This is a genomic window from Cellulomonas sp. PS-H5 (assembly GCF_019265565.1).
Lineage (GTDB): Bacteria > Actinomycetota > Actinomycetes > Actinomycetales > Cellulomonadaceae > Cellulomonas.
The window spans coordinates 59,451-84,278 of sequence record NZ_JAHVCI010000012.1; the positions used below are offsets into that span (position 1 = coordinate 59,451).

Sequence of the window (24,828 nt, forward strand, 5' to 3'; positions counted from 1 at the left end):
TGGTGGGCCGTCCGGGGTTCCCCGACCCATCGGGGGGACCTTGGTCCCTTGTGAGCGGTCACAGGGATGGAAACGCGGTGTTTTGCCCGACTTCACCCGGCGACCGCGTGCGCGATCGCTCCTGACCTGCTCGGACGCTCCCGCGTCCCGACCTCGCTCAGGCGCCGCCCTCGACCCGGACGAGCACGCGGGACAGCAGGGCCGCGAGCGCCGCGGCCTCACCGGCGTCCAGCCCGCCGAGCGCGTCGGCCTCCCGGGCGAGGTGCTCCGGCATCAGCCGGTCGACCGCGGCGCGCCCCTCCTCGGTCAGCTCCAGGAGCACGCCCCGGCGGTCCCGGTGCGGGATCGCCCGGGCGACCAGGCCCGCGCGGACCAGCGTGTCCGCCCGCTTGGTGATCGCGGCCGGCGACGCGGCGGTGATCGTGGACACCTCGGCCGCCCGCAGCGCGCGCCCCGCCCGGCGCAGCGCGCAGAGGACGTCGAACTCGCCCCGCGTCAGGTCCGCCTCCGCCAGCGCGGCCTCCGCCCGGGCGTCCAGCAGCGCGGCGATCCGGGTGATCCGCCCGGCGACGGCGATCGGCGCGACGTCGAGCCCCGGCGCCTCGCGCTCCCAGTCCGCGCGCAGGCGGTCCACGCTGTCCACGCCAGCCACCCTACCGAGCGTGAGTTGCTTCACGAATCATTTACCGGTGAACGATTCGGTGGCAGGATCGCCGGGTGCACCGCCTGTCCCTCGCCGCCGCCCTCCTGCACCCGTCCCAGCTCCGCGCCGCCCTCCGGCCGCACCGGGGCGGCCCGGGCACCCGGGACTCCCTCGGCGGCGCCCTGCGGTGCGGCGCGAGCGTCGCGCTGGCGTTCCTGCTGGTGGCCGCGATCGGACGCCACGACCTGGCCGGCTACGCCTCGCTCGGCGCGCTCGCGTCGCTCTACGGGCGGTCCAGCGGGTACGCCTGGCGGCTGCGGCTCATGGCGCTCGTCGGCGGCGCACTCACCGCGGCAGTGGTGGCGATGTCGGCCCTGGCGGCCGCGGGCGCCCCGGTGGCCGCAGAGCTGGCCGTCCTGACGCTGCTCGCCGCGGGCGCCACGGCCGGGGCGGTCGCGCTGCGCACCGGACCGCCCGGGGCGACCATCCTGGTGTTCGCCGCCGGGGCCGGCACGGCCGCGGCCGCCGGCGCGGGCGACGTCCTGGCGCGGGGTCTCGCGGTCGCGGGCGGCGCGCTCGTCGCCTGCCTGGTGTGCAACGCCGGCTGGGTGCTCGACCGGGGCCGCGGGCTCCCGACCGAGCCCGCGCCGCGGGTGCGCGACGTCGTGCGCGCCGGAACGGCCGGCGGCGCGGCGCTCTCCCCCACCGTCTCGGTCGCGGTGGCCGCCGCGCTCGCCGGGTCCGTCGCGGCCGCCGCCGGCTGGGGCCACCCGGCCTGGGCCGTCATGGGCGCCGCCGCGGTCCTGCAGGGCGCGCACGTCCGGCACATGGGCGTCCGGGCGCTGCAGCGCGCCGCCGGCACGGCCGCGGGCGTCGCGATCGCGCTGCCGCTGCTCGGCGCGGACCTGCCGTTCTGGGCCGTCGCGGCGCTCGTCGTGGCGCTGCAGACCGCCACCGAGCTGGTCGTCGCCCGGCACTACGGCGTCGCGATGCTCACGATCACCCCGATGGCGCTGCTGATGACGTCGCTGGGCGCGCCGCTGGACCCGGCCCGACTGGCCCTCGACCGCGCCCTGGACACCGCGGCGGGCGCGGTGGTGGGCCTCGTGGTGGCGGTCCTGGCGGCCCGCCCGGAGCACGCGGCCCCGCCCCACGCGACCGCCCCCGCTTCCGCTCCCGCCACCTCGCCCACCCCCTCCCCCGCCACCTCGCCGAGCGGGCAGTAGACGTCCCTTCCGGGGCCTGGGAGGCGACATCTTCTGCCCGCTCGGCGACGCGTGGCCGGGCTGCGGGCGTCACGGTCGGGCGGCCGCCGCCGTCAGAGCTCGATGCCCTCCAGCATCTCCGTGACCAGGGCCGCGACCGGCGACCGCTCCGAGCGGGTCAGGGTCACGTGCGCGAACAGCGGGTGCCCCTTGAGCGCCTCGATCACCGCCGCGACGCCGTCGTGCCGGCCGACCCGCAGGTTGTCCCGCTGCGCCACGTCGTGCGTGAGCACCACCCGGGAGCTCTGCCCGATCCGGGAGAGCACCGTGAGCAGCACGTTCCGCTCGAGCGACTGCGCCTCGTCGACGATCACGAACGCGTCGTGCAGCGACCGCCCGCGGATGTGCGTGAGCGGCAGCACCTCGAGAAGCTCACGGTCGATGATCTCCTCGACCACCTCGCGGCTGACCACCGCGCTCAGGGTGTCGAACACCGCCTGCGCCCAGGGGTTCATCTTCTCGGCCTCGCTGCCCGGCAGGTAACCGAGCTCCTGGCCGCCGACCGCGTACAGCGGCCGGAACACCATGACCTTGCGGTGCTGCCGGCGCTCCAGCACGGCCTCCAGCCCGGCGCACAGCGCGAGCGCCGACTTGCCGGTGCCGGCCCGGCCGCCCAGCGAGACGATGCCGACCTGCTCGTCGAGCAGCAGGTCGATCGCGATGCGCTGCTCCGCGCTGCGGCCGTGCAGGCCGAACACGTCCTGGTCGCCGCGCACCACCTGCACGTGCTTGTCGGCGGTCACCCGGCCGAGGGCCGAGCCGCGCGGGCTGTGCATCACGAGGCCGGTGTGCGTCAGCAGCGTCGGGGAGTCGGGCAGGTCGGCCAGCGGGAGCGACTCGTGCTCCCACAGGTCGGCCATCTGCTGCTCGGTCAGGTCGAGCGCGTCCATGCCGGTCCACCCGGAGTCGACGGCGAGCTCGTGCCGGTACTCCTCGGCGCGCAGCCCGATCGCCGACGCCTTGATCCGCATCGGGAGGTCCTTGGACACGACCGTGACGTCGTGGCCCTCCGCCGCGAGGTTGGCCGCGCACGCGAGGATCCGGGTGTCGTTGTCGCCCAGCCGGAACCCGGCCGGCAGCACCTCGGGGTTCGTGTGGTTGAGCTCGACCCGCAGCGTGCCGCCCTGCTCGCCGAGCGGGATCGGCGTGTCCAGCCCGCCGTGCGCGACCCGCAGGTCGTCGAGCAGCCGCAGGGCGGCGCGGGCGAAGTAGCCGAGCTCGGCGTGGTGCCGCTTGGCCTCGAGCTCGGTGATCACGACGACGGGGAGGACCACGTCGTGCTCGGCGAACCGCGTGATCGCGCGCGGGTCCGACAGGAGGACGGAGGTGTCGAGGACGTGCGTCCGGCGCCCCTCCGGCTGGTCGGTCGAGGCGGTGGCGGTTCCCAGCTTGCTGACCACGGCAGGCTCCCTCCGGCGCTGCTCAGCGCCGAGTCGGACCCCTCGCGCCGGACCCGCGGGTCCTGCGGCGCTCGGTGACGGGACGAGGGCGGCCGGCCACGGAGGGCCAGGACCGGCCCTCCCCCCGGAGCGGATGCTCCATGGGCTGGCCTCCCGGGGGCGGCGGGTGCCGCCCGTTGCTCCGGACGCTACGCCGCGCCTCCGACACGTCGGCGCGCACGACACGCCGCTGGTGTGATCCGCAACACGATGTTCACCCGGGGGTCGCCGGGCCGTCGCCGCGACCCCGGCTCACTGGCCGTGCCGGCGCTCCCGGGCGGCGTAGTCGCGGACCGCGCGCAGGAAGTCGACCCGCCGGAAGTCCGGCCAGTAGACCTCGCAGAAGTAGTACTCCGAGTGCACCGACTGCCAGAGCATGAACCCGCCGAGCCGCTGCTCCCCCGACGTGCGGATCACGAGGTCCGGGTCGGGCTGGCCCTTCGTGTACAGGTGGTCCGCGATGTGCTCGACGTCGAACGTCGCGGCGATGTCGTCGAGCGTCGCGCCCTCGGCCGCGCGCTCGCTGAGGTAGGACCGCACCGCGTCCGCGATCTCCTTGCGGCCGCCGTAGCCGATCGCCACGTTGACGTGCAGGCCGCGGACGTCGGCGGTGGCGGACTCCGCGTCCCGCAGCGTCGCGCGGGTGTGCTCGGGGAGCAGGTCCAGCGAGCCCACCGCCTGCAGCCGCCAGCGCCGGGTGGCGGCGAGCTCGCGCACGGCGTCCTCGATGATGCCGAGCAGCGCGTCCAGCTCCTCGGGGTCGCGGCTGAGGTTGTCCGTCGACAGCATCCACAGCGTGACGACCTCGACCCCGACCTCCTCGCCCCAGGCGAGCAGGTCCGCGATCCGGTCCGCGCCGCGCCGGTGGCCCGTCGCGGTCGACTCGCCGAGCTGCCGCGCCCACCGCCGGTTGCCGTCCAGGATCACGCCGACGTGCCGCGGGACCCGGTCGCGGGGCAGCGAGGCGGCGAGGCGGCGCTCGTACAGCCCGTAGAGCGGGTGGGGCAGGCGCACGCGCGGATCTCCTCGTCTGGGCGGCTGGGCGTGCTCACGCTACCGCTCGCCAGGACCCCGGGACGGCCGGTGGCGCGAGGTCCGAGGGGGAGGATTCGTGCAGGCCCCGGCCGCGCGCCGGCGCACTACCTACGCAGCCGTAACCTACGCACTCGTAGGTTAGGCTCGTCCGCGTCGCCCCCCGAGCCCGCCGACAGGGAGGACCCGCCGTGAAGGTCGCCGAGACCGCCGAGCAGATCGCCGACGCCGTCAAGCCCCGGCTCCGGGGCTGGATCCACGCCGGGATGTTCCCGCTCGTCACCGCGGCCTCGATCGTGCTCGTCGTGCTCGCGCCCACCGCGCCGCTGACGATCGCGTGCGCCGTGTTCGGGCTCGCCGCCATGCTGCTGTTCGGCACGAGCGCGGTCTACCACCGCGGCACCTGGTCCCCGCGGGTCGCCGGGATCCTGCGCCGGATGGACCACACGAACATCTTCCTGGTCATCGCCGGCACCTACACCCCGCTGGCCGTGGCCCTGCTGCCCGCCTCGACCGCCCGGACGCTGCTGATCATTGTGTGGTCCGGCGCGCTGGTCGGGTTGCTCGCGCGGGTGTTCTGGCTCGGCGCGCCGCGCTGGGTCTACGTGCCGGTGTACATCGCGCTCGGCTGGGTGGCGGTGTGGTTCCTGCCCGCGTTCTGGCGCGCCCCGACGGGCGGACCCGAGGTCGTCTGGCTCGTCGCCGGCGGCGGCCTCGCCTACACGCTCGGTGCGGTGGTCTACGGCCTCAAGCGGCCGAACCCGAGCCCGCGCTGGTTCGGGTTCCACGAGATCTTCCACGCGCTGACCGTCGTCGGCTTCACCTGCCACTACGTCGCGGCCGCGCTGGCGGTCCTGCGCTGACCCCCGCTTGGGGGAACTACGGTGGAGGCATGACCGGCACCGTGCACCGCGTCCCCGACCCGTCGGCCCGGGAGCAGGCCGTCGCCCCGGTGGCGATGCCCGACCCCACGGAGCTGCGCGCGCTCATGCGCGACATGCGCCGCCTCGCGCTGACCTACAAGTTCGGCATCGACGAGGTCATGACCAAGATCGCGATCCTGCGCGACGAGTTCCGGCACATGGCGAACTACAACCCGGTCGAGCACGTCGGCAGCCGCCTCAAGTCGTTCGAGTCGATCGTGACCAAGTGCCGGCGCAAGGGCATCCCGCTGACCCCCGACGCCGTCCGGGCGCAGATGTTCGACATCGCCGGCGTGCGGGTGACCTGCTCGTTCGTGTCGGACATCTACCGGGTCCGGGACATGCTCGTCGGGCAGGCCGACCTCACGCTGCTCGAGGAGCGCGACTACATCGCGCACCCCAAGGGCAACGGGTACCAGTCCCTGCACCTCATCGTGCAGGTGCCCGTCTACCTGTCCGACCGCGTGGAGCAGGTCGTCGTCGAGATCCAGCTCCGGACCATCGCCATGGACTTCTGGGCGAGCCTCGAGCACAAGATCTACTACAAGTACGACCGGCAGGTGCCGCGGCACCTCACCGACTCGCTCAAGCTCGCGGCGGACGTCGCGGCTCAGCTCGACGCGTCGATGGAGCGGATCCACGACGAGGTCCGCGCGCTCGCCGGGGGCGACGACGCGGTCGAGCACGCCGAGGCGGTGCTCACGCCGGAGGAGCTGCTGCGGACGTTCTGGCCGTCCCCGGACACCGACGTCGACCCGGAGGGCCGCCCGCGCGGCTGAACCCGGAACCGGCCACGGCGCCGGCGTCTTCGTGGGTCGCGTGCGCCGAGGTCGGTGGTCCGCGCCGAGATCGGTGCGAGGAACCACCGACCTCGGCCAGGAGCACCGACGTCGGCGGACCGACGCGTCAGACCGCCGGGACCACGCGGTAGCGGCGGTTCGCCAGCGACGGGTTCGACTCCCGCACGCCGCGCAGCGCCTCGGGGTCCAGGTCGACGGTGCGCAGCTCCGGCTCCTCGCCGAGCTCCAGCCCGACGACGCCGTCCGGCCCGACCACCAGCGACCGCCCGGTGACGCCCCGGCCCGCCTGGCCGACCGCCACGACGACCGCCGTGTTCTCGATGGCCCGCGCCGTCGCCAGCGTGCGCCAGTGCTCGGCCTTGAGCGGTCCGGCGGCCCACGCGGCCGGGACGACCAGCACCTCGGCCCCGGCGTCGACCACACGGCGCGCGGACTCGGGGAACCGCAGGTCGTAGCAGGTCAGCACGCCGAGTCGCACGCCCGCGACGTCGAGCGTCAGCGGCGGCGCGTCGGCCGGGCCCGGCTCGAGGCGCTCGGACTCGCGGTGCCCGAACGCGTCGTACAGGTGCACCTTGCGGTACACCCCCGCCAGCGCGCCGTCGGCGGCGACCGCGACCACCGCGTTCACCGCGCGCTCGGGGTCCGCGCCCGGCAGGGTCGTGCCCGCGAGGACCGCCACGCCGTCCGCGGCGGCGCGCTCGCGCAGCAGGGACACGAACGGGCCGTCCAGCGGCTCCACGTGCTCCGGGCCGGTCCCCCGCGGGTCGAAGCCCGAGGCGTACTCGGGCAGCACCAGCACGTCGGCCCGCGCTCGGCGCGCGGTGTCGAACGCCCGGCGGACCACCTCCCGGTTGGCGTCGTGGTCGTCGCTCACCCGGAGCTGGCCGACCGTGACGCGCACCGCCGGGCGGACCGGCGGCGGGGTGCTCACGCGCGCCCCCGCGGCGGGCTCGCGGCCGGGCCGTCGGGGCGCTCGGGGCCGTCGGCCGCGGGGGTGTCGCCGCCCGCCGCGGGCGCGCCCGTCTCCTCGGCCTCGCGCAGCCGCCGGGCGTTCCGGTCCACGACCCGCAGGTGCCGGACCATCGAGAACGCCAGCAGGATGACCGCCGCCGCGGCCGCGAACGTCACGAGGAACCCGAGCAGCCCGGGCGACGTCTGGTCCTCCGGCGGGATCTCGATGCTCGACGGCGAGGGCGAGGGGCTCACCGCCGCGGCGACCGACCCCCAGCCCTGCAGCAGGGTCCCGTGCGCGACCGCCAGCAGCCCGGTCACGCGATCGCCTCCCGGACGCCGGCGAACAGGTCGTCCTCCGGCAGCGTGGTCGGCACCCGCGACTCCGCGAGCTCGAACTCCTCGGTCGGCCAGACCTCGAGCTCCAGGTCCCGCGGCATCGCGAAGAAGAAGCCCTCGGGGTCGATCTGGGTCGCGTGCGCGCGCAGCGCCCCGTCCCGCGCGTCGAAGTGCTCGTGCACGTCGACCAGCGTCGTGACCTCGCGCTCCGGGATCTCCCGGGCGGCCCGGGACTCGACCCACTCGCCGAACGGCGACTCCAGGCCGCGCTCGACCAGCGCCTCGTGCGCCGCGCGGATCCGGGCCATCGAGAAGCCGTGGTTGTAGTAGAGCTTCAGCGGCTCCCACGGCTCGCCGGCGCCGCGGTACCGCTCGGGGTCGCCGGCCGCGTGGAACGCCTCGAACGCCACCCGGTGGCACATGATGTGGTCCGGGTGCGGGTAGCCGCCCGTCGGGTCGTACGTCGTGATGACGTGCGGCCGGAACTCGCGCACCAGCTCGACCAGCGGGCGGGCCGCCTCCTCCAGCGGCTGCAGCGCGAAGCAGCCCTCGGGCAGCGGCGGCAGCGGGTCGCCCTCGGGCAGCCCCGAGTCGACGAAGCCCAGCCAGTGCTGCCGCACCCCGAGCGCGGCGGCCGCCGCGGCCATCTCGACGCGGCGCACGGCGCGCATCCCCTCGATCCCGCCCTCGACCGGCGGGTGGTGCGGGTTCAGCACGTCGCCGCGCTCCCCGCCGGTGCAGGTGACGACGAGGACGTCCACGCCCTCCGCGGCGTACCGGGCGGTCGTCGCCGCCCCCTTGCTCGACTCGTCGTCCGGGTGGGCGTGCACCGCCATCAGGCGCAGCTGCTCGGTCACGGTGTGGTGTCGTCCTCTCCTCGTCGCCGGTACGGCACCCGGCGCGAGACAATGGTCGCACCCCGACGACTCCGCGCGGCCCGCGCGCGACCCGTTCCCCCAGGAGATGACCGTGACGGCGACCCCGACCCCCGCCCCCGAGCTCCCCGCCGGGCGCTACGGGAAGACCGCCGGACCCGGGCGCCGCCGGGCCGGGCGCCTCGCGATGGTCGCGCTCGGCGTCCTGGCCGTGGCCGTCGCCGCCTGGCTCGCGCTCGCCCAGGACGGGCTCAGCTGGAAGGTGGTCGGCTTCAAGGTCGACGGGCCGACCAGCACGCAGCTCACGTTCGACGTCACGAAGGACGCCGAGTCCACCGTCTCCTGCCGGGTGCAGGCGCTGTCGGAGTCCTACGCGGAGGTCGGCGTGCAGACCGTCGAGGTCGGCCCGGCGGGCACCGCCACGCAGCGCGTGACGACGACGATCCCGACGACCGAGCTGGCCGTGTCGGCGGTCGTGGAGTCCTGCTCCGCTGCGTGATCGCGCGGCACGACACGGTGGACCCCGGCCACGCCGGACACCGCCAGTTGCTATGCTTGCCGATTCATACGCCGCCCCCGGTCCGACGTCGCCCGATGTCGCCGCAGGCCGACGCGACCGCGAGGGAGACGGCATCCCCGTTCATCGCTCGGGTCCGCGCACGCCTGGCCGGGGTCACCGACGGCGCGTCCTGACCGGGCGCGCGACACGCAGGAAGGAGTGGACGTGACCGACACGACGCAGGCCGCCACCTGGCTGACGCAGGAGGCCTACGACCGCCTCAAGGCTGAGCTCGAGCACCTCGAGGGCCCGGGACGCGCCGAGGTCACCGAGCGGATCGCCGCCGCGCGTGACGAGGGCGACCTCAAGGAGAACGGCGGCTACCACGCCGCCCGCGAGGAGCAGGCCAAGCAGGAGGCCCGCATCCGCGAGCTCAAGGAGAAGCTCCGCAACGTCCAGATCGGCACCCCGCCGGACGACGGCGTGGTGGAGCCCGGCATGGTCGTGACCGCCGTGGTCGCCGGGGACGCCATGACGTTCCTGCTCGGCTCGCGCGAGATCGCCGGCAGCGCCGACATCGAGGTGTTCTCCCCGACGTCCCCGCTCGGCGCGTCCATCAACGGCCGCAAGGTCGGCGAGAAGGTGACCTACACCGCGCCCAACGGCCGCGACATCCCGGTCGAGATCACGGACGCGAAGCCCTTCACCGGCTGACGCACCGCCCGCGACGCGACGAGGGCCCCGACCGGCGATCCGGTCGGGGCCCTCGTGCGTCCGGGGCCGGCCGGGGCGTCAGACCACGCACTCGCAGACGAGGTTGTACTCGACGACCTGCTCGCCGTCCTCCGGCCGCGCGAACGCCTCGGCCTCCGCGCGGGACGCGAACCGCCGGCCCACGAGCCGGCCGTTGGCGAGCAGCACGCCGACCTCGATCTGCGTGCGCGGGTCGACCCAGCCGTCGGCCGGGTCCGTCGTCGCCGGGGTGGTGGTCGTGGCCGTCGTGCTCGTCACCGTGGTCCCTCTCGTCCGTCGGGCCGCGCCGGCCCGCACTCCCCCTAACACGCGACGGCAGCGTTCCATGCCCTCGACGCCAGCCCACGAGCGAGCAGTCGACGCGTCGAGCGAGCAGTGCGCGACTGCTCGCTCGACGCGTCGGCTACCCCCTCGATGCGCCGGCCCGGCCCGCTGCGCCCGCCGCGCCTCAGTGCTCCGCGAGGCGGAAGCCGCCGTCGCGGAGGTGCTGCAGGACCCTTGCGCAGTGCTCCGGGCCCTTCGTCTCGACCTGGACCTCGATCTCGACCTCGTCGATCTCCAGGTCCACCCCGGTCCGCACGTGCGAGACGTGCATGACGTTGCCGCCGGTCGTCGCGAGCTCGCGCAGCAGCGCCGCCAGCGCACCCGGGGTGTCGTGCACCCGCACCCGCAGCTGCAGGTACCGGCCGGACACCGCGAGGCCGTGCCGGACGACCCGGAGCAGCACCAGCGGGTCGATGTTGCCCCCGGACAGCAGCACGACGACGGGGCCCTCGAGGTCGCCCGGCGGCGCCGCCATGACGGCCGCGACGCCCGCGGCGCCCGACGGCTCGACCAGGAGCTTCGCCCGCTCGGCGGTCAGCAGCAGCGCGCGGGACAGGTCCTCCTCGGACACCGTGCGCACCTCGCAGCCGTGCCGCTGCAGGAGGGCGAACGGCACCGCGCCGGGCGTGCCGACCGCGATGCCGTCGGCCATGGTGTGCAGCTCGGGCGCCGCGACCGGCTCGCCCGCCACCAGCGACGCCGGGTACGCGGCCGCCCGCGCGGCCTGCACGCCGATCACGCGGACGTGCGGCGCCACCTCGGCCACGACCGCCTGGATGCCAGCCGCCAGCCCGCCGCCGCCGAGCGGCACGACGATCGTCCGGACGTCCGGGACCTGCTCGAGGATCTCCAGCGCCAGCGTGCCCTGCCCGGCGACGATGTCCTCGTGGTCGAACGGGTGGATCAGCACCCGGCCGGTGCGGTCCGCCTCGGCGCGCGCCGCGACGAGCGCCTCGTCCACGCTGCGGCCGTGCGGCCGGACCTCCGCGCCGTACTCCTTGGTCGCCGCGACCTTCGGCAGCGCCGCGTCGACCGGCATGTAGACCACCGCGTCGATGCCGAGCAGCTGCGCCGCCAGGGCGACGCCCTGCGCGTGGTTGCCGGCGCTCGCCGCGACGACGCCGCGGGCCTGCTCCTCCGGCGACAGCCGCGCCATCCGCACGTACGCGCCGCGGATCTTGAACGAGCCGGCGCGCTGCAGGTTCTCGCACTTGAGCAGCACCGGCGTCCCGGCGATCTGGGACAGGGCCCTGGAGGTCTCCACCGGGGTGCGGGTCGCCACGCCCTGGAGCAGGCGCGCGGCGGCGCGGGCGTCGTCGAGGAAGGTCACCGGTGCATCATTCACGATCCCGCGGTCTGCTCGTCCGGGCCGCGCCGCGCGCCCCCGGCCCCGCGCGCGCCGCCAAGCTCCAGCCCTGCCGCCGCGTCGTCGCCGCCGGGGCGCACCCGCCCGCGCCCGCCGAGGCGCCGGCGCCCGAACGCACCGGGCGGCCGCAGCGTGACGTGGTCGTCGGTGCCGAGCTCGGGGAACTTGTCGTGCCCGTGCAGGTACAGCAGCACCGTGTTGAGCACCGCCGCGATCGGCACCGCGAACAGCGCGCCCACGATGCCGGCCGCCAGCGAGCCCGCCGCGACGACGAGCAGCACGGCGACCGGGTGCAGGGACACGGCGTGGCCCATGAGGAACGGCTGCAGCACGTGCCCCTCGATCTGCTGCACCAGCAGCACCACGCCGAGCATGAGCAGTGCGACGACCGGGCCCTGCGCGACGAGCGCGACCAGCACCGCCACGGCGCCGGTCGCGATGGCGCCGACGATCGGGATGAACGAGCCGACGAACACCAGCGTCGCGAGCGGCACCGCCAGCGGGACCCCGAGGACCGCGGCGCCGATGCCGATGCCGGTCGCGTCCACGAACGCCACGAGGATCTGCGTCCGGGTGTACCCGGAGAGCGTGACGATGCCGCGGCGGCCGGCCTGGTGCACGCGCTCGCGCACCGAGATCGGCAGCAGGCCGACCAGCCAGGTCCAGATGGTCCGGCCGTCGAGCAGGAAGAAGAACGTGCAGAACAGCGCGATCAGCGCCCCGGCGGCGACGTGGCCGACCGTCGTGGTGACCGACAGCGCGCCGGACACCAGCGTGCTGGCGTTCTCGCTGATCTGGTCGCGGCCCTGCTGCACGAGGTCGTCGAGCTGGTCGGTGCTCAGCCCGAGCGGGCCGTCCGACAGCCACTGCAGCGCCTCGTCGACGCCCTGGGACGCCTGGTCGTAGAGGTCGCCGAAGCCGCTGGCGATCGACCGCCCGGCCAGCACGACCAGCCCGGTGACCACCGCGAGCAGCAGCAGCACCGACGTGATCGCCGCGAGCCCGCGCGGGAACCGCAGGCGCGCGCTCAGGAACCGCGCGACCGGGGCGAGCAGCACCGTCAGCAGCAGCGCGATCGCCACCGACACGACGATGACCTTGAAGAAGCCGACGACCCAGAGACCCGCGGCGGTGGCCGCGGCGATCAGCAGGAACCGCCAGGACCAGGCCGCCGCGGCGCGCACCGACGGCGCCACCGACTGCTCGGCCGACCAGCCCGCGGGCGTGTCGCCGGACGCGAGGTCGCCCTCGTGCAGGACCGGGGCCGGCGCGGCGGGGTCGCCGGTGCGGGCGCGGCCCCGGCCGCCCCGGCGCGGGGTCGTCATGCCAGCGCCTGGGCCAGGTCCGCGAGCAGGTCCGCCTCGTCCTCGATGCCGACGGACAGCCGGACCAGGTCGTCCGGGACCTCCAGGTCCGTGCCGACGACCGAGCCGTGGGTCATGCGCGCGGGCAGCTCGATCAGCGACTCGACGCCGCCCAGCGACTCGGCCAGCGTGAAGACCTTCGTGCGGGCGCAGATGCGGTCGGCGCGCTCGGCGCTGCCCGCGCGGAACGACACCATGCCGCCGAAGCCCGACATCTGCCGGGCGGCGACCTCGTGGCCCGCGTGGCTGTCGAGGCCGGGGTAGATGACCTGCGGGACGTCGTCGCGCGCCTCGAGGAACGCGGCGACCGCGGCGGCGTTCGCGCAGTGCCGGTCCATCCGCACGGCGAGCGTCTTGAGGCCGCGCAGCGTCAGCCACGAGTCGAACGGACCGGCGACCGCGCCCGAGGCGTTCTGGTGGAACGCGACGGCGTCCGCGAGCGCCGTCGTGCCCGTCGGCCCGTCCAGCCCGACCGGTAGCTGCGCGCCGTCCGCGACGACCAGCGCGCCGCCGACCACGTCGGAGTGCCCGCCGATGTACTTGGTGGTCGAGTGCACGACCACGTCCGCGCCCAGCGCGATCGGCTGCTGCAGGTACGGGGTCGCGAACGTGTTGTCGACGACGAGCACCGCGCCGGCCGCGGCGGCGTGGGCCGCCAGCGCCGCGACGTCCGCGACGCCCAGCAGCGGGTTGGTCGGCGTCTCGAGCCAGATGACCTTGGTCTGCCCGGGGCGGATCGCCGCGAGCACCGCCTCGGCGTCGGACAGGTCGACCGCCGTGTGCTCGACGCCCCACGGACCGAAGACCCGGGCGATCAGGCGGTAGGTGCCGCCGTACGCGTCGTTCGCCATCACGACGTGGTCGCCGGGGCGCAGCACCGCCCGCAGCAGCGTGTCCTCCGCGGCCAGGCCGGACGAGAACGCGAAGCCCGCGCCGCCGCCCTCCGCCGACCGCAGGGCTTCCTCCAGCGCCGCGCGGGTCGGGTTGCCGGAGCGCGAGTACTCGTAGCCGCCGCGCAGGCCGCCGACGCCGTCCTGCTTGTACGTCGACACCTGGTAGATCGGCGTCACCACGGCGCCCGTCGCGGCGTCCGGGTCCTGGCCCGCGTGGATCGCGCGCGTCGCGAACCCGGCCGACGACCAGTCGCCGTGGTCCGTGTGCTGGTCGAGGTCGCCCGTGGCGGCCAGGGTCGGGGTGCTGTCGTTCGCGTCCGTCACGTGCCCAGGCTAGGCCCCCGCGGCGGCCGGTCGCGCGCGGGAACACCCGGGCCCGCGCGCGGGTTGAGCGTGTCGGACCCGTGGAAGGGAGTCACCATGAACTGGCTGTTCGGATCCGCCCTCAAGTCGACGATGGTCGAGCCGGAGCGCGCGCTGAAGGGGCACGAGGGCTACACCTACTCCGTGCCCGCCACCCACACGGTGCTCGGCACGCCGCTGCAGGGCCCGTGGCCCGAGGGGACCCGGACGATCGTGCTCGGCATGGGCTGCTTCTGGGGCGCCGAGCGCATCTTCTGGCAGCTGCCGGGCGTCGTCAGCACCTCCGTCGGCTACCAGGGCGGCTACTCGCCGTACCCGACGTACGAGGAGACGTGCACCGGCCTGACCGGGCACGCCGAGGTGGTCCAGGTCGCCTACGACCCGGCCCTCGTCTCGGACGCCGACGTCCTCCGGACGTTCTGGGAGTCGCACGACCCGACGCAGGGGTTCCGGCAGGGCAACGACCGCGGCACGCAGTACCGGTCGACCGTCTACACGACGACGCCGGAGCAGGCCGCCGCCGCGGAGGAGACCCGCGCCGCGTACCAGCAGCGGCTGACCCAGGCCGGCTACGGGGAGATCACGACCGAGATCCGCACCGCGGACGAGGCCGGCCCGTACTACTACGCCGAGGACTACCACCAGCAGTACCTGGACAAGAACCCGAACGGGTACTGCGGCATCGGCGGCACGGGCGTCTCGTGCCCGCGTCCGCTCGACGCCTGACGGCGCACGCCCGGACGGCCCGGTCCCCTCTTGCGGGGGGCCGGGCCGTCCTGCGTCCGGGCGCCGCTCCCCTGCTCTCCACTCGCCGAGATAGGACTCGCGCGCCGAGATCGGGCCCTGGACAGCCCGATCTCGGCCGAACGGCCCTATCTCGGCGCAGGTGGCGGGGCTAGCGTGCCGGGTATGAGCGTGCGGGAGCGGCACCGGGAGGACCTGCGGGGGGTGCTCGGGGACCCCGCCGCCGTGCGCGCGCACCTCGCCGCCGGGTCCGGGCTGCCCGGGCTGCGGGCGAACCTCGAGCTCCTGGGCGCGTTCGCCGACGTCGCGCCGGCCGATCTCGTCCTGGCGCTCGCCGAGGACCCCGACGACTACCTGCGCTGCTGCGGGACGGACGGCGTCGGCCGGCTCGTCCTGGAGGCCCCCGCAGCCGACCGCGCGCCCCTGACCGCCCTGCTGCGCGGCCGCGCGGCCGAGGGGTCCTGGCGGGTCCGCGAGTCCGCGGCGATGGCGCTCCAGCGGATCGGCGACGCCGAGCCCGGCACCCTGCGCGCGCTCGTCGCCGACTGGGTCGCGGACCCCGACCCGCTGGTCCGCCGGGCCGCCGTCGCCGGGGTGTGCGAGCCGCGCCTGCTCCGCGACCCGGCGACCGCCGCGGCCGCGCTCGACGCGTGCGACGCCGCCACCGCCTCGATCGCGGCGCTCCCGGCCGGCGACCGCCGCGACCCCGGCGTCCGGACGCTGCGCCAGGCGCTCGGGTACGCGTGGAGCGTCGCGGTCGCGGGCGACCCCGCTGGGGGGCTGCCGCGGTTCGCCGCGCTCCGGCGCACCGACGACCCCGACGTGGCGTGGGTCGTGCGCGAGAACGAGAAGAAGACCCGCCTGCGCCGCCTCCTGGACCCGATCGGCTGACCCGGACCCTGAGCAGCCGAGCCACGCTCTGTGGGAGCCTCGGCCGGTGATCGTCGACGCCGGCTGCTCCGCTGCCCCGACCCTGAGGCCTCGCCCGCGGCTCGACGGCGTGCCGTGCCCGCTGGGCGCGCCGGCGGTCCGCGAGCCCGCGCGCGCCGTGGGGGCCGCATGACCCGCGGGGCGGTGCACCACGTCGAGCTGTGGTTCGCCGACCTCCCGCGCGCCGAGCGTTCCTGGGGCTGGCTGCTCGGCGCGCTCGGCTACGCCCGCACCCGCGAGTGGGCCGACGGCTGCGCCTGGTCGTCCGGCGGGGCACCCGGCAGCACGGACGTCGTGCTGGAGTCGGGACCGGACGTCGCCGACGCCTCGCACGAGCGGCGCCGGCCCGGCGTGAACCACCTGGCGTTCCACGCCGGCACCCGTGCGGAGGTCGACGCCCTCGTGCGCGACGCGCCGGCGCACGGCTGGACGCTGCTGTTCGCCGACCGGCACCCGCACGCCGGCGGTCCCGACCACTACGCCGCCTACCTGGAGGACGGCGAGGGCCTGGAGGTCGAGCTGGTCGCGGCCCCGGCCTGACCCCGTCCCGTGTCCCGGCGCCGGCGCCATGTGCCGCGCGATGGCCGCTCGACGCCCGATCTCTGACCGTCGAGAGGGCATCCGACGCGTCGAGTGCCTATCCAGCGGATAGGCACACGACCCCTGGGGGATGCACACGGGGCCAGGGGCCCCCCGCCCGGGCGGGGCCGCGCCGAGCGGGCCCGCCGTCAGGCCGCGGTGGCGAACGCGCGGAGCGCCATCTGCACCGCGTGGTCGAACAGCTGCTCGCGCTCGTCGGCGGTGAGCTCGTTCGGCTGGAACGTGAAGTCCGAGATCGACAGCAGCGCCAGCGCCTTCGCGCGCTCCCGGTCCGCGACGGCGTACAGGCCGGCGGCCTCCATCTCGACGGCGAGCGTGCCGTGGTCGATCAGCGCCTGCGTGCGCTCCGGCCGGTCCGAGTAGAACGAGTCCGAGGTGAACACCGCGCCGGCCTGCGCGCGGGCCCCGGGGATCTCGGCCGCGGCGGCGAACGCGGCGGCGGCCAGGCCGAAGTCCGGCACGTGCGAGTAGTGCACGCCGGAGATGCGGTGCTCGCTGACCCCCGAGTCGGTGTGCGCGGCGGTCGCGACGACGACGTCGCCCAGCTCCAGCGAGCGCGCCATGCCGCCCGCGGTGCCGATCCGGATGATGCGCTGCACGCCGTAGAACCGGAACAGCTCGGTCGCGTAGATCGAGATCGACGGCACGCCCATGCCGGACGCCATCACGGACACCGGGCGGCCCTGCCAGGTGCCGGTGTAGCCGAGGATGCCGCGGACCTCGGTGACCAGGCGCGCGTCGTCGAGCACGGTCTCCGCGATCCGGGTCGCCCGGCGCGGGTCGCCCGGCATGAGGACGTCGGGGGCGAAGTCGCCGGGCTGGGCGGAGATGTGCGGGGTGGGCATGGCGGGCTCCTCGGGGGTCGTGGCGGGCGGTGCGGGGGCGGACGCGCGGCCGCCGCCCGGCCCGGGTGTCCGGGCGAGGGCGGCGGCCGAGGTGGTGCGGGGGTGGTGCGGCGTCAGTGCGTGCCGACGATGTCGACGACGAACACCAGGGTGTCGCCGCCGCGGATGCCGGCCTGCGGCACGCCGCGGTCGCCGTAGCCGAGGTGCGACGGGATCGACAGCAGGACGCGCGAGCCGACGGGCTGGCCGACCAGGCCCTCGTCCCAGCCGCCGATGACGGCGCCGACGCCGATCGGGAACGAGATCGACGAGCCGCGGTCGTACGAGTTGTCGAAGACGTTCCCGCCCCAGGTCTGGCCGAGGTAGTGGACCTCGAGGTCGTCGCCGGCCTCGACGAGCGCGCCGTCGCCGGGCGACAGCACGACGACCTCGAGCTCGGCGGGGGCGTCGCCCTCCGGGAACGTCAGGGTCGGCTTCTCACCGAACGAACCGGTGGCCTCGGGCAGCGTGGCGGGCATGACGTCTCCTCGATCGGGTGCGGCGTACTCCCCCATCCTGCACGGTGCGCTCCCCGGCTCGCGAACGCGCCCGGGTTACGGTCGTGCCCGGCGGGCGAGGGGCGCCCGCCGGGACGGGAGCACCGATGACGCTGACCACCTGGGCCGGGAACCTCACCTACGCCGCCGCGCGCGTGCACGAGCCGCGCACGGTCGAGGAGGTGCAGGAGGTGGTCGCGGCCGCGCGGCACGTGCGGGCCCTGGGCACCCGGCACTGCTTCAACGACGTCGCGGACACCCCGCACGACCTGGTGCGCCTCGACGGGCTGGACCCGGCGGTCGAGGTCGACGCCGCGGCGCGCACCGTGACGGTGTCCGCCGGTACCCGGTACGGCGCGCTGGCCCGCGAGCTGCACCCACGGGGCTGGGCGCTGCACAACCTCGCGTCGCTGCCGCACATCTCCGTCGCCGGCGCGGTCGCCACCGCGACGCACGGGTCGGGCGACCGGTCCCGGAACCTCGCCGCCGCGGTCGCCGGCCTGGACCTCGTGACCGCCGACGGCTCGCTGCGGCACCTCGCCCGCGGCGACGCCGACTTCCCGGGCGCGGTCGTCGCGCTGGGCGCCCTGGGGGTCGTCGTCCGCGTGACCCTCGACGTCGAGCCCACCTACGACGTCGCCCAGGAGGTGCACAACGACCTGCCGTGGGACGCCGCGCTGGAGCACCTGGACGAGATCACCGGGTCCGCCGACTCGGTGAGCCTGTTCACCGACTGGTCCGCCGCCGGCGTCCGGCAGGTCTGGCGGAAGACCCGTGTCGCCCCGGGGGCGTCGTACGAGCCGCGGGCCGACCTGTTCGGCGCCCGCCCGGCACCCGGGCCGCTGCACCCGCTGCCCGGCATCGACCCGGTGAACTGCACCCAGCAGCTCGGCGTCCCGGGGCCGTGGCACGAGCGGCTGCCGCACTTCCGGCTCGAGTTCACGCCGAGCAACGGCGACGAGCTGCAGTCCGAGTACCTGGTCCCCCGCGCGCACGCGGTGGCGGCCATCGAGGCGATGCGGGGGCTCGGCGACCTGGTCGCGCCGCTGCTGCAGGTCGCCGAGATCCGGACGATCGCCGGCGACGACCTGTGGCTGAGCACCGCGGAGGGCGGCGACCGGGTCGGCCTGCACTTCACCTGGCTGCCGCGGCAGGCCGAGGTCGAGGCGGTGCTCCCGCGCATCGAGGCTACGCTGGCGCCGTTCGGCGCCCGGCCGCACTGGGGCAAGCTGTTCGACTCGGTCGGCGCGCCCGGCTCGGACCCGCGGGACCTCTACCCGCGCCTGGACGACTTCCGCGCCCTGGTGGCCCGGACGGACCCGGAGGGCACGTTCCGCAACGCGTTCGTCGACCGGCACGTGCTCGGCGCGGCCTGACCGCCCCCGAGGTGGGCACGGGTGGAGCGTTCTGCCGGGACACGCCGCGCGTGTCGGGCAGGACGCTCCACCCGGTTCCGGTCCGGGGGTCGCCGTCAGCAGCAGCCCGGGCCTGTGCCCCGGTCGGACGTGCGCAGCACCTCGCGGACGTACCAGCGCAGGGCGAGGACCGCCCGCCTCACCGCGCTCACGACCGACCCCCGCCGTGCCCGTGCCCGCCGTGCCCGTGCCCGCCGTGCCCGTGCCCGCCGGAGCCGTGCCCACCGCCGACCGGCTCGACCCGGCCCTCCTCGACCATCCGCGCGTACTCGGCCTCGACCTTCCGCTCCAGCGGCGACGCGAACAGCTGCCCCGGCGCGTAGAGCCGTGACGGCTCGGCCCGGTCCTCGGACGTCCCGATCCCGCCGGGCGTCCGCAGCGCGCGCACGACGGTGACGACCGCCGCCACGAAGAGCGTCGCCACCAGCACGACGAACAGGATCGACAGCGTCCCCTGGATCGCGGTGTTCCGGACCACGGCCCGCGCGTCCGCGAGCGCCCCGGGGTCGTCGATGCCGTCGGCGATCAGCTGCTGGTACTGCCGGTGCTGCGCCCAGTACCCGATGGCCGGGACGCTGGAGAAGATCTTCTGGTACGACGCCGTGAACGTGACGACGGTGTCCCACGCGAGCGGCACCAGCGGGATCCACGCCCACCGGACGTAGCCCTTGCGGACCACCATCACCGTGACCACGAGCAGCGCGACCGCGGCGATGAGCTGGTTCGCGATGCCGAACAGCGGGTAGAGCGTGCGGATGCCGCCGAGCGGGTCGGTCACGCCCATGAGCAGCAGCGAGCCCCAGGCCGCCACGACGACCGCCGTGGAGATCCAGCCGCCGACCAGCCAGGACGGGTCGCGGAACCGTGGCACCCAGTTCCCGATCGCGTCGGACAGCTGGAACCGGGCGACCCTCGTGACCGCGTCGACGGCCGACAGGATGAACAGCGCCTCGAACATGATCGCGAAGTGGTACCAGAACGACATCATCCCGGTGCCGCCGACCACCTGGTGCAGGATGTTCGCCATCCCGACGGCGAGGGTCGGCGCCCCGCCGGTGCGGGACACCACGGACGGCTCGCCGACGTCCTCGGCCACCTTGTCCAGGGCCTCGGCGCCGGTCAGCGACACCGGGTTCCCGGCGGCGTCCTCGGAGTCCCAGCGGATCTCGACCGGGTCGCCCGCCGCGTCGGTGACGCCCAGGTCGGCGATCGCGGCCTCGGCGCCGATGGACGTGCCCTCCGTCATCACGGCGGGCGCGTTCATCGAGAAGTAGACGCCCTGGTTCAGGGACACCGCGGCGGCGAGCGCCATGATCGCGACGAACGACTCCATGAGCATGCCGCCGTAGCCGATCATCCGGACCTGCGACTCCTTCTGCACCATCTTGGGCGTGGTGCCGGAGGCGACCATCGCGTGCATCCCGGACAGGGCACCGCACGCGATGGTGATGAACAGGAACGGGAACAGCGCGCCCGCGAACACCGGGCCCTCGCCGTTCGAGGCGAACTCCGTGACGGCGGGCATCTGCGCGATCGGCCGCACCAGCACGATGCCGACCGCCAGCACGAGGATCGTCCCGACCTTCATGAACGTCGACAGGTAGTCGCGGGGCGTCAGCAGCAGCCACACCGGCAGGACCGCAGCGAAGAAGCCGTAGATCACGACCGCCCAGGTCAGCGTCACCGGCGACAGGTGCAGGTGCTCGCCCCAGGACGACTCGGCGACCCAGCGGCCGCCGACGATCGCCGCGATCAGCAGCACGAACCCGATGACCGACACCTCGGTGACCGCGCCGGGCCGGACGAACCGCAGGTACAGGCCCATGAGCAGCGCGATCGGGATGGTGCAGCCGACGGAGAAGACGCCCCACGGGCTCTCGGCCAGCGCGTTCACGCACACCATCGCGAGCACGGCCAGCACGATCATCAGCATCACGAACACGACCACCATCGCGACCGTGCCGCCGAACCGCCCGATCTCGTCGCGGGCCATCTGCCCGAGCGACCGGCCGCCGCGCCGGGTGGAGAAGAACAGCACGAGCATGTCCTGCACGCCGCCCGCGACGACCACGCCGAGGATGATCCAGAGCGTGCCGGGGAGGTAGCCCATCTGCGCCGCGAGCACCGGGCCGACGAGCGGTCCCGCGCCGGCGATGGCCGCGAAGTGGTGCCCGTAGAGCACGCGCCGGTCGGTGGGGTCGAAGTCGCGGCCGTTGTCGACCCGCTCGGCCGGGGTCGCCCGGGTGTCGTCCGGCCGCATGATCCGGCGCTGCACGTACAGCGCGTAGAACCGGTAGGCGATCGCGTAGGTCGCGACCGCCGTCACCACGAACCAGATGGTGTTGACCTGCTCGCCGCGGACGACCGCGAGCATCGTCCAGCCGACGGCTCCCGCCAGCGAGATCGCGATCCAGACGACGATCCGCAGCGGTGTCCAGCGTTGCCGCGGCACGACGCCGACCGGCGTCCCGTCCTGCGCCCGGACGACCTGCGCCCGTTCCTCGTCGGTGTAGTCCTGCTCCTCGACGGTCGCCTGCGCCATGCCGAGCTCCTTCGCTCACGTGCCGTGCACGCGGGCGCGCTCGACCGCACGAGGGCGCGACGACGCGCCCCGGCGGCTGGGATCGAGGCGCCCCCTGTGCCTCGCCGTCAACCTAACGGGCGACGGGAAGCGCCTGCCACCCGAACCTGCGGGGCGGGCGGTCCGGGCGCCGCACGTGCCGCCGCGGACGGTCTCAGCGCGCCAGGAACGCCAGCAGGTCGTGCCGGGTGAGGACGCCGACGGGCTGCCCGTCGTCGACCACCATGAGCGCGTCGTGCTTCTGCAGCGCCTCGCGCGCCGACTCGACCGACTCCCCCGACCCGATGAGCGGCAGCGCGGCCGCCATGTGCCGGTCGACCCGGTCGGACAGCGACGCCGTCCCGGAGAACACCGCGTCCAGCAGCTCGCGCTCGGACACCGACCCGGCGACCTCGCCGATCTTCACCGGAGGCTCCGCGCCGACGACCGGCATCTGCGAGACGCCGTACTCCTGGAGGATCTCGATGGCGTCGCGGACGGTCTCGTTGGGGTGCGTGTGCACGAGGGCCGGCACGCTGCCGTCCTTGGTGCGCAGCACGTCGGTGACCGTCGCGCCCGCCTCGGTGTCGAGGAACCCGTAGGACCGCATCCACCGGTCGTTGAAGATCTTCGACAGGTAGCCCTTGCCGCTGTCCGGCAGCAGCACCACGATGATCGCCCGCGCGGCCGCGGCCGGGTCCTCGTCCTCGAGCCGGCGGGCCAGCCGCAGCGCGCCCTCGACGGCCATGCCGCAGGACCCGCCGACCAGGAGCGCCTCCTCGCGGGCGAGGCGCCGGGTCATCGCGAACGAGTCGGCGTCGGACACGGCGATGATCTCGTCCGGGACCGCCGGGTCGTAGGCGGCGGGCCAGAAGTCCTCGCCCACGCCCTCGACCAGGTACGGCCGCCCGTCGCCGCCCGAGTACACCGAGCCGAGCGGGTCGATGCCGACGACCCGCACCGGGCCGCCGTCGGCCTCCGCGCGGTCGGCGGACGCGTCGTGCAGGTAGCGGCCGGTGCCGGTGATGGTGCCGCCGGTGCCGACGCCCGCGACGAAGTGCGTGACCCGGCCGTCGGTGTCGGCCCAGATCTCCGGGCCGGTGGAGGCGTAGTGGCTCGCGGGCCCGTTGACGTTGGCGTACTGGTTCGGCTTCCAGGCGCCCTCGATCTCCGTCACCAGCCGGTCGGACACCGAGTAGTACGAGTCCGGGTGGTCGGGCGGCACCGCGGTGGGCGTCACGACGACCTCGGCGCCGTACGCGCGCAGCACGTCGCGCTTGTCCTCCGACACCTTGTCCGGGCAGACGAACACGCAGCGGTAGCCCTTGCGCTGCGCCACCAGGGCCAGGCCGACGCCGGTGTTGCCGCTGGTCGGCTCGACGATGGTGCCGCCCGGACGCAGCTCGCCCGAGGCCTCGGCCGCCTCGATCATCCGCAGCGCGATCCGGTCCTTGGCGGAGCCGCCGGGGTTGAAGTACTCGACCTTGGCCAGGATCGTCGCCGACAGGCCCTCGGTGACGGCGTTGAGCCGGACCAGCGGGGTGCCGCCGACGAGCTCGGAGATGTGCTGCGCGTACTTCACGGGTCTCCCAGGGGGCGAAGGGCGGGGCGGGCGACGGCCCCGGGGGACCCCAGCCTAGGTCTCAGGTGACCGTGCCGATGTGCCAGGGGATGAACTCCTCCACGCCGATGCCGAGCTCCTCGCTCGCGGTCGGCTCCCCGGAGGCGACCGCGAGGATCCGGTCGAACAGCTCCCGGCCGACCTCCGCGACCGTGCGCGTGCCCTCGGCGATCGGCCCGGCGTCGAGATCCATGTCCTCGGTCATGCGCTCGTACACCGCCGTGTTGGTGGCCACCTTGATCGACGGCGTCGGGCGGCAGCCGAACACCGAGCCGCGGCCGGTGGTGAACACGACGACGTTCGCGCCGCCCGCCACCAGCCCGGTCACCGACACCGGGTCGTAGCCGGGCGTGTCCATGAACACGAAGCCCCGGTGCGGCGCCATCGGCTCGGCGTACTCGTAGACCGCCGCGAGGTCCGCCTGGCCGCCCTTCGCGACCGCGCCGAGCGACTTCTCCAGGATGGTGGTCAGGCCACCGGCCTTGTTGCCCGGCGACGGGTTGTTGTCGAGCGACCCCTGCCCCGCGGCCGCGTACTCCTGCCACCACGCGATCCGGTCGAGCAGGCGCGTCGCCACCCCGGCGTCCACCGCGCGCCGCGTCAGCAGGTGCTCCGCGCCGAACACCTCGGGGGTCTCGGCGAGCGCCGAGGTCCCGCCGTACGCGACGAGCCGGTCGCTGGCCCAGCCGAGCGCCGGGTTCGCCGTGATCCCCGAGTACCCGTCGGACCCGCCGCAGTTGAGCCCCAGCACGAGCTCCCGGACGTCGACCTCCTCGCGCCGGCACCGGTCGAGCTCCGGCAGCATCTCCCGGACCGCCTCGACGCCGGCCCGCACGGTCGCGCGCACGCCCCCGGTATCCTGGATCGTCAGGCTCCGCACGACCGTGCCGTCGGGGATCGTCGCGAGCAGGCCCGCACCTGCGGGCTCCGGTGCCGGCGCGCCGACCGACGGCATGCCGAGGAACGCCCCGGCCCCGTCGCGCGCGGACAGCTGCTCAGGCTGGAGCATCTCGCAGCCGAGGCCCAGCACGAGCACGGCGCCGATGTTGGGGTGGGCCGCGTAGCCGCGCAGGGTCCGCAGCAGCAGCCGCCCGCCCTCGCTCTCCGGCACCATCCCGCAGCCCGACTGGTGGGTCAGCGGGAGCACGCCGTCGACGTGCGGGAACGCGGCCAGCGCGCTCGCCGGGAACGCGTCGGCGATCATGCGGGCGGTCGACGCCGAGCAGTTCACGCTCGTGAGGATCGCCAGGTAGTTGCGCGTGCCGACCCGACCGTCCGACCGGCGGTAGCCGCGGAACGTGGGGCGCGGGCCGTCCGGGACGGGCAGCACGGTGCGCGTGCCGCCCAGCTCGTGCTGCCGCTCCCCCGCCTCGTACCCGAGGTTGTGCGCGTGCACGTGCGCGCCCGGGGCGATGTCGGCGGTGGCGACGCCGATCACCTGACCGTACTTGCGGACCCGCGCGCCGGCCGCGGCGGCGCGCAGCGCGACCTTGTGGCCGCGCGGCACCCGGTCGCGCACCCGGACGCCCGGGCCCGCGGCGGGCGCGGCGTGCTCCCCCGGGGCGAGGTCGCGGGTCGCGACCGCGACGTCGTCGCCCTCGCGGAGCACCAGCAGGTCGGGTCGGGTGGTCATCGGGCGGGCCTTCCGTCGGTCGGTCGGGGGTCGTGCGCGGCCGGGGTCGCGCGGCGGGGCGAGGGGTGCGCGGCGGCGCGGGAGGGCTCGGCCGGGGCGGTGCCGCGACGGCGCG

At 75.2% G+C, this 24,828-nt stretch carries 24 protein-coding genes; 9 read left to right on the forward strand and 15 right to left on the reverse strand.

The window, feature by feature from the left end; genetic code table 11:
- Positions 1 to 157: 157 nt before the first annotated feature.
- Positions 158 to 643, reverse strand: coding sequence for a MarR family transcriptional regulator (locus tag J5O08_RS20855; RefSeq protein ID WP_218706217.1), 486 nt, complete (start codon positions 641 to 643; stop codon positions 158 to 160).
- A gap of 74 nt (positions 644 to 717) precedes the next feature.
- On the opposite strand from J5O08_RS20855, the gene J5O08_RS07305 reads away from it, so the two are divergent.
- Complete coding sequence (locus J5O08_RS07305; protein WP_218706218.1) at positions 718 to 1,869, forward strand: FUSC family protein; 1,152 nt, start codon at positions 718 to 720, stop codon at positions 1,867 to 1,869.
- A 92-nt stretch (positions 1,870 to 1,961) separates the two neighbouring features.
- On the opposite strand, the gene J5O08_RS07310 is transcribed toward J5O08_RS07305, so the two are convergent.
- Together J5O08_RS07310 and J5O08_RS07315 are read right to left on the reverse strand one after the other, a co-directional pair.
- The gene (locus tag J5O08_RS07310) at positions 1,962 to 3,308 is read right to left on the reverse strand and encodes a PhoH family protein (protein ID WP_374225944.1); all 1,347 of its coding nucleotides are present in this window, start codon (positions 3,306 to 3,308) and stop codon (positions 1,962 to 1,964) included.
- Positions 3,309 to 3,599: 291 nt separating this feature from the next.
- On the reverse strand, positions 3,600 to 4,361 hold the full coding sequence (locus tag J5O08_RS07315) for an isoprenyl transferase (protein WP_217614971.1): 762 nt from the start codon (positions 4,359 to 4,361) through the stop codon (positions 3,600 to 3,602).
- A gap of 209 nt (positions 4,362 to 4,570) precedes the next feature.
- On the opposite strand from J5O08_RS07315, the gene J5O08_RS07320 reads away from it, so the two are divergent.
- Together J5O08_RS07320 and J5O08_RS07325 are read left to right on the forward strand one after the other, a co-directional pair.
- Complete coding sequence (locus J5O08_RS07320) at positions 4,571 to 5,242, forward strand: hemolysin III family protein (RefSeq protein ID WP_308160935.1); 672 nt, start codon at positions 4,571 to 4,573, stop codon at positions 5,240 to 5,242.
- A 95-nt stretch (positions 5,243 to 5,337) separates the two neighbouring features.
- On the forward strand, positions 5,338 to 6,081 hold the full coding sequence (locus J5O08_RS07325) for a GTP pyrophosphokinase family protein (protein ID WP_217615020.1): 744 nt from the start codon (positions 5,338 to 5,340) through the stop codon (positions 6,079 to 6,081).
- A gap of 127 nt (positions 6,082 to 6,208) precedes the next feature.
- Here the strand turns inward: J5O08_RS07325 and J5O08_RS07330 are convergent, their stop codons facing one another.
- From J5O08_RS07330 to mca, 3 genes are read right to left on the reverse strand one after another with little or no spacing between them, the layout of a single operon-like run.
- Positions 6,209 to 7,033, reverse strand: coding sequence for a carbon-nitrogen hydrolase family protein (locus J5O08_RS07330; protein WP_218706219.1), 825 nt, complete (start codon positions 7,031 to 7,033; stop codon positions 6,209 to 6,211).
- Positions 7,030 to 7,374, reverse strand: coding sequence for a hypothetical protein (locus J5O08_RS07335; RefSeq protein ID WP_308281454.1), 345 nt, complete (start codon positions 7,372 to 7,374; stop codon positions 7,030 to 7,032). The genes J5O08_RS07330 and J5O08_RS07335 overlap by 4 nt, the downstream gene beginning before the upstream one ends.
- Positions 7,371 to 8,228 carry a mycothiol conjugate amidase Mca gene (gene mca / locus J5O08_RS07340; RefSeq protein WP_147797133.1) on the reverse strand — a complete coding sequence of 286 codons (858 nt, stop codon included), beginning with the start codon at positions 8,226 to 8,228 and terminating at the stop codon, positions 7,371 to 7,373. Before mca ends, J5O08_RS07335 begins: the two co-directional genes overlap by 4 nt.
- Before the next feature lie 133 nt (positions 8,229 to 8,361).
- Between mca and J5O08_RS07345 the strand changes: the two genes are divergently transcribed.
- Together J5O08_RS07345 and greA are read left to right on the forward strand one after the other, a co-directional pair.
- The gene (locus J5O08_RS07345) at positions 8,362 to 8,766 is read left to right on the forward strand and encodes a DUF4307 domain-containing protein (protein ID WP_308281455.1); all 405 of its coding nucleotides are present in this window, start codon (positions 8,362 to 8,364) and stop codon (positions 8,764 to 8,766) included.
- A gap of 225 nt (positions 8,767 to 8,991) precedes the next feature.
- A complete protein-coding gene (gene greA, locus J5O08_RS07350; protein WP_217614967.1) occupies positions 8,992 to 9,480 on the forward strand; it encodes a transcription elongation factor GreA in 489 nt (162 codons plus the stop codon).
- A 78-nt stretch (positions 9,481 to 9,558) separates the two neighbouring features.
- On the opposite strand, the gene J5O08_RS07355 is transcribed toward greA, so the two are convergent.
- The 4 genes from J5O08_RS07355 to J5O08_RS07370 form a co-directional block, all read right to left on the reverse strand.
- Positions 9,559 to 9,777 carry a hypothetical protein gene (locus tag J5O08_RS07355; RefSeq protein ID WP_218706243.1) on the reverse strand — a complete coding sequence of 73 codons (219 nt, stop codon included), beginning with the start codon at positions 9,775 to 9,777 and terminating at the stop codon, positions 9,559 to 9,561.
- A 190-nt stretch (positions 9,778 to 9,967) separates the two neighbouring features.
- A complete protein-coding gene (gene ilvA, locus J5O08_RS07360) occupies positions 9,968 to 11,173 on the reverse strand; it encodes a threonine ammonia-lyase (protein WP_218706221.1) in 1,206 nt (401 codons plus the stop codon).
- An 11-nt stretch (positions 11,174 to 11,184) separates the two neighbouring features.
- A complete protein-coding gene (locus tag J5O08_RS07365; RefSeq protein WP_218706223.1) occupies positions 11,185 to 12,534 on the reverse strand; it encodes an AI-2E family transporter in 1,350 nt (449 codons plus the stop codon).
- A complete protein-coding gene (locus J5O08_RS07370; protein WP_217615018.1) occupies positions 12,531 to 13,760 on the reverse strand; it encodes a cystathionine gamma-synthase in 1,230 nt (409 codons plus the stop codon). The genes J5O08_RS07365 and J5O08_RS07370 overlap by 4 nt, the downstream gene beginning before the upstream one ends.
- Before the next feature lie 126 nt (positions 13,761 to 13,886).
- Between J5O08_RS07370 and msrA the strand changes: the two genes are divergently transcribed.
- The 3 genes from msrA to J5O08_RS07385 all read left to right on the forward strand — a co-directional run bounded on the left by msrA (position 13,887) and on the right by J5O08_RS07385 (position 16,043).
- Positions 13,887 to 14,555 (forward strand): peptide-methionine (S)-S-oxide reductase MsrA, encoded by a 669-nt coding sequence (gene msrA, locus J5O08_RS07375; RefSeq protein WP_218706225.1) that lies wholly within the window; start codon positions 13,887 to 13,889, stop codon positions 14,553 to 14,555.
- Positions 14,556 to 14,738: 183 nt separating this feature from the next.
- The gene (locus tag J5O08_RS07380) at positions 14,739 to 15,464 is read left to right on the forward strand and encodes a HEAT repeat domain-containing protein (RefSeq protein ID WP_255589439.1); all 726 of its coding nucleotides are present in this window, start codon (positions 14,739 to 14,741) and stop codon (positions 15,462 to 15,464) included.
- A gap of 168 nt (positions 15,465 to 15,632) precedes the next feature.
- A complete protein-coding gene (locus tag J5O08_RS07385) occupies positions 15,633 to 16,043 on the forward strand; it encodes a VOC family protein (protein WP_218706226.1) in 411 nt (136 codons plus the stop codon).
- 188 nt (positions 16,044 to 16,231) lie between these two features.
- Here the strand turns inward: J5O08_RS07385 and deoD are convergent, their stop codons facing one another.
- Both deoD and J5O08_RS07395 read right to left on the reverse strand, forming a co-directional pair.
- The gene (deoD, locus tag J5O08_RS07390; RefSeq protein WP_218706227.1) at positions 16,232 to 16,948 is read right to left on the reverse strand and encodes a purine-nucleoside phosphorylase; all 717 of its coding nucleotides are present in this window, start codon (positions 16,946 to 16,948) and stop codon (positions 16,232 to 16,234) included.
- Positions 16,949 to 17,061: 113 nt separating this feature from the next.
- Complete coding sequence (locus J5O08_RS07395; RefSeq protein ID WP_147795800.1) at positions 17,062 to 17,466, reverse strand: FKBP-type peptidyl-prolyl cis-trans isomerase; 405 nt, start codon at positions 17,464 to 17,466, stop codon at positions 17,062 to 17,064.
- A 125-nt stretch (positions 17,467 to 17,591) separates the two neighbouring features.
- On the opposite strand from J5O08_RS07395, the gene J5O08_RS07400 reads away from it, so the two are divergent.
- The gene (locus J5O08_RS07400) at positions 17,592 to 18,860 is read left to right on the forward strand and encodes an FAD-binding protein (protein ID WP_218706228.1); all 1,269 of its coding nucleotides are present in this window, start codon (positions 17,592 to 17,594) and stop codon (positions 18,858 to 18,860) included.
- A 187-nt stretch (positions 18,861 to 19,047) separates the two neighbouring features.
- Here J5O08_RS07400 and J5O08_RS07405 read toward each other — a convergent pair whose 3' ends face one another.
- From J5O08_RS07405 to J5O08_RS07415, 3 genes are all read right to left on the reverse strand, one after another.
- Positions 19,048 to 21,441: a carbon starvation CstA family protein gene (locus J5O08_RS07405; protein ID WP_218706229.1), complete on the reverse strand. Its 2,394-nt coding sequence runs from the start codon at positions 21,439 to 21,441 to the stop codon at positions 19,048 to 19,050.
- A 193-nt stretch (positions 21,442 to 21,634) separates the two neighbouring features.
- Positions 21,635 to 23,041 (reverse strand): cystathionine beta-synthase, encoded by a 1,407-nt coding sequence (locus tag J5O08_RS07410; protein WP_218706230.1) that lies wholly within the window; start codon positions 23,039 to 23,041, stop codon positions 21,635 to 21,637.
- Positions 23,042 to 23,102: 61 nt separating this feature from the next.
- A complete protein-coding gene (locus tag J5O08_RS07415) occupies positions 23,103 to 24,713 on the reverse strand; it encodes a UxaA family hydrolase (RefSeq protein ID WP_218706231.1) in 1,611 nt (536 codons plus the stop codon).
- Positions 24,714 to 24,828 lie beyond the last annotated feature (115 nt).

Coding starts and splice junctions, on each gene's coding strand:
- J5O08_RS07395 (WP_147795800.1), bottom strand. CDS start 17,466: ATGCCCGCCACGCTGCCCGAGGCCACCGGTTCGTTCGGTGAGAAGCCG.
- J5O08_RS07405 (WP_218706229.1), bottom strand. CDS start 21,441: ATGGCGCAGGCGACCGTCGAGGAGCAGGACTACACCGACGAGGAACGG.
- J5O08_RS07415 (WP_218706231.1), bottom strand. CDS start 24,713: ATGACCACCCGACCCGACCTGCTGGTGCTCCGCGAGGGCGACGACGTC.
- msrA (WP_218706225.1), top strand. CDS start 13,887: ATGAACTGGCTGTTCGGATCCGCCCTCAAGTCGACGATGGTCGAGCCG.
- mca (WP_147797133.1), bottom strand. CDS start 8,228: ATGGCGGTGCACGCCCACCCGGACGACGAGTCGAGCAAGGGGGCGGCG.
- J5O08_RS07385 (WP_218706226.1), top strand. CDS start 15,633: ATGACCCGCGGGGCGGTGCACCACGTCGAGCTGTGGTTCGCCGACCTC.
- J5O08_RS07365 (WP_218706223.1), bottom strand. CDS start 12,534: ATGACGACCCCGCGCCGGGGCGGCCGGGGCCGCGCCCGCACCGGCGAC.
- J5O08_RS07325 (WP_217615020.1), top strand. CDS start 5,338: ATGCCCGACCCCACGGAGCTGCGCGCGCTCATGCGCGACATGCGCCGC.
- deoD (WP_218706227.1), bottom strand. CDS start 16,948: ATGCCCACCCCGCACATCTCCGCCCAGCCCGGCGACTTCGCCCCCGAC.
- J5O08_RS07380 (WP_255589439.1), top strand. CDS start 14,739: ATGAGCGTGCGGGAGCGGCACCGGGAGGACCTGCGGGGGGTGCTCGGG.
- J5O08_RS07400 (WP_218706228.1), top strand. CDS start 17,592: ATGACGCTGACCACCTGGGCCGGGAACCTCACCTACGCCGCCGCGCGC.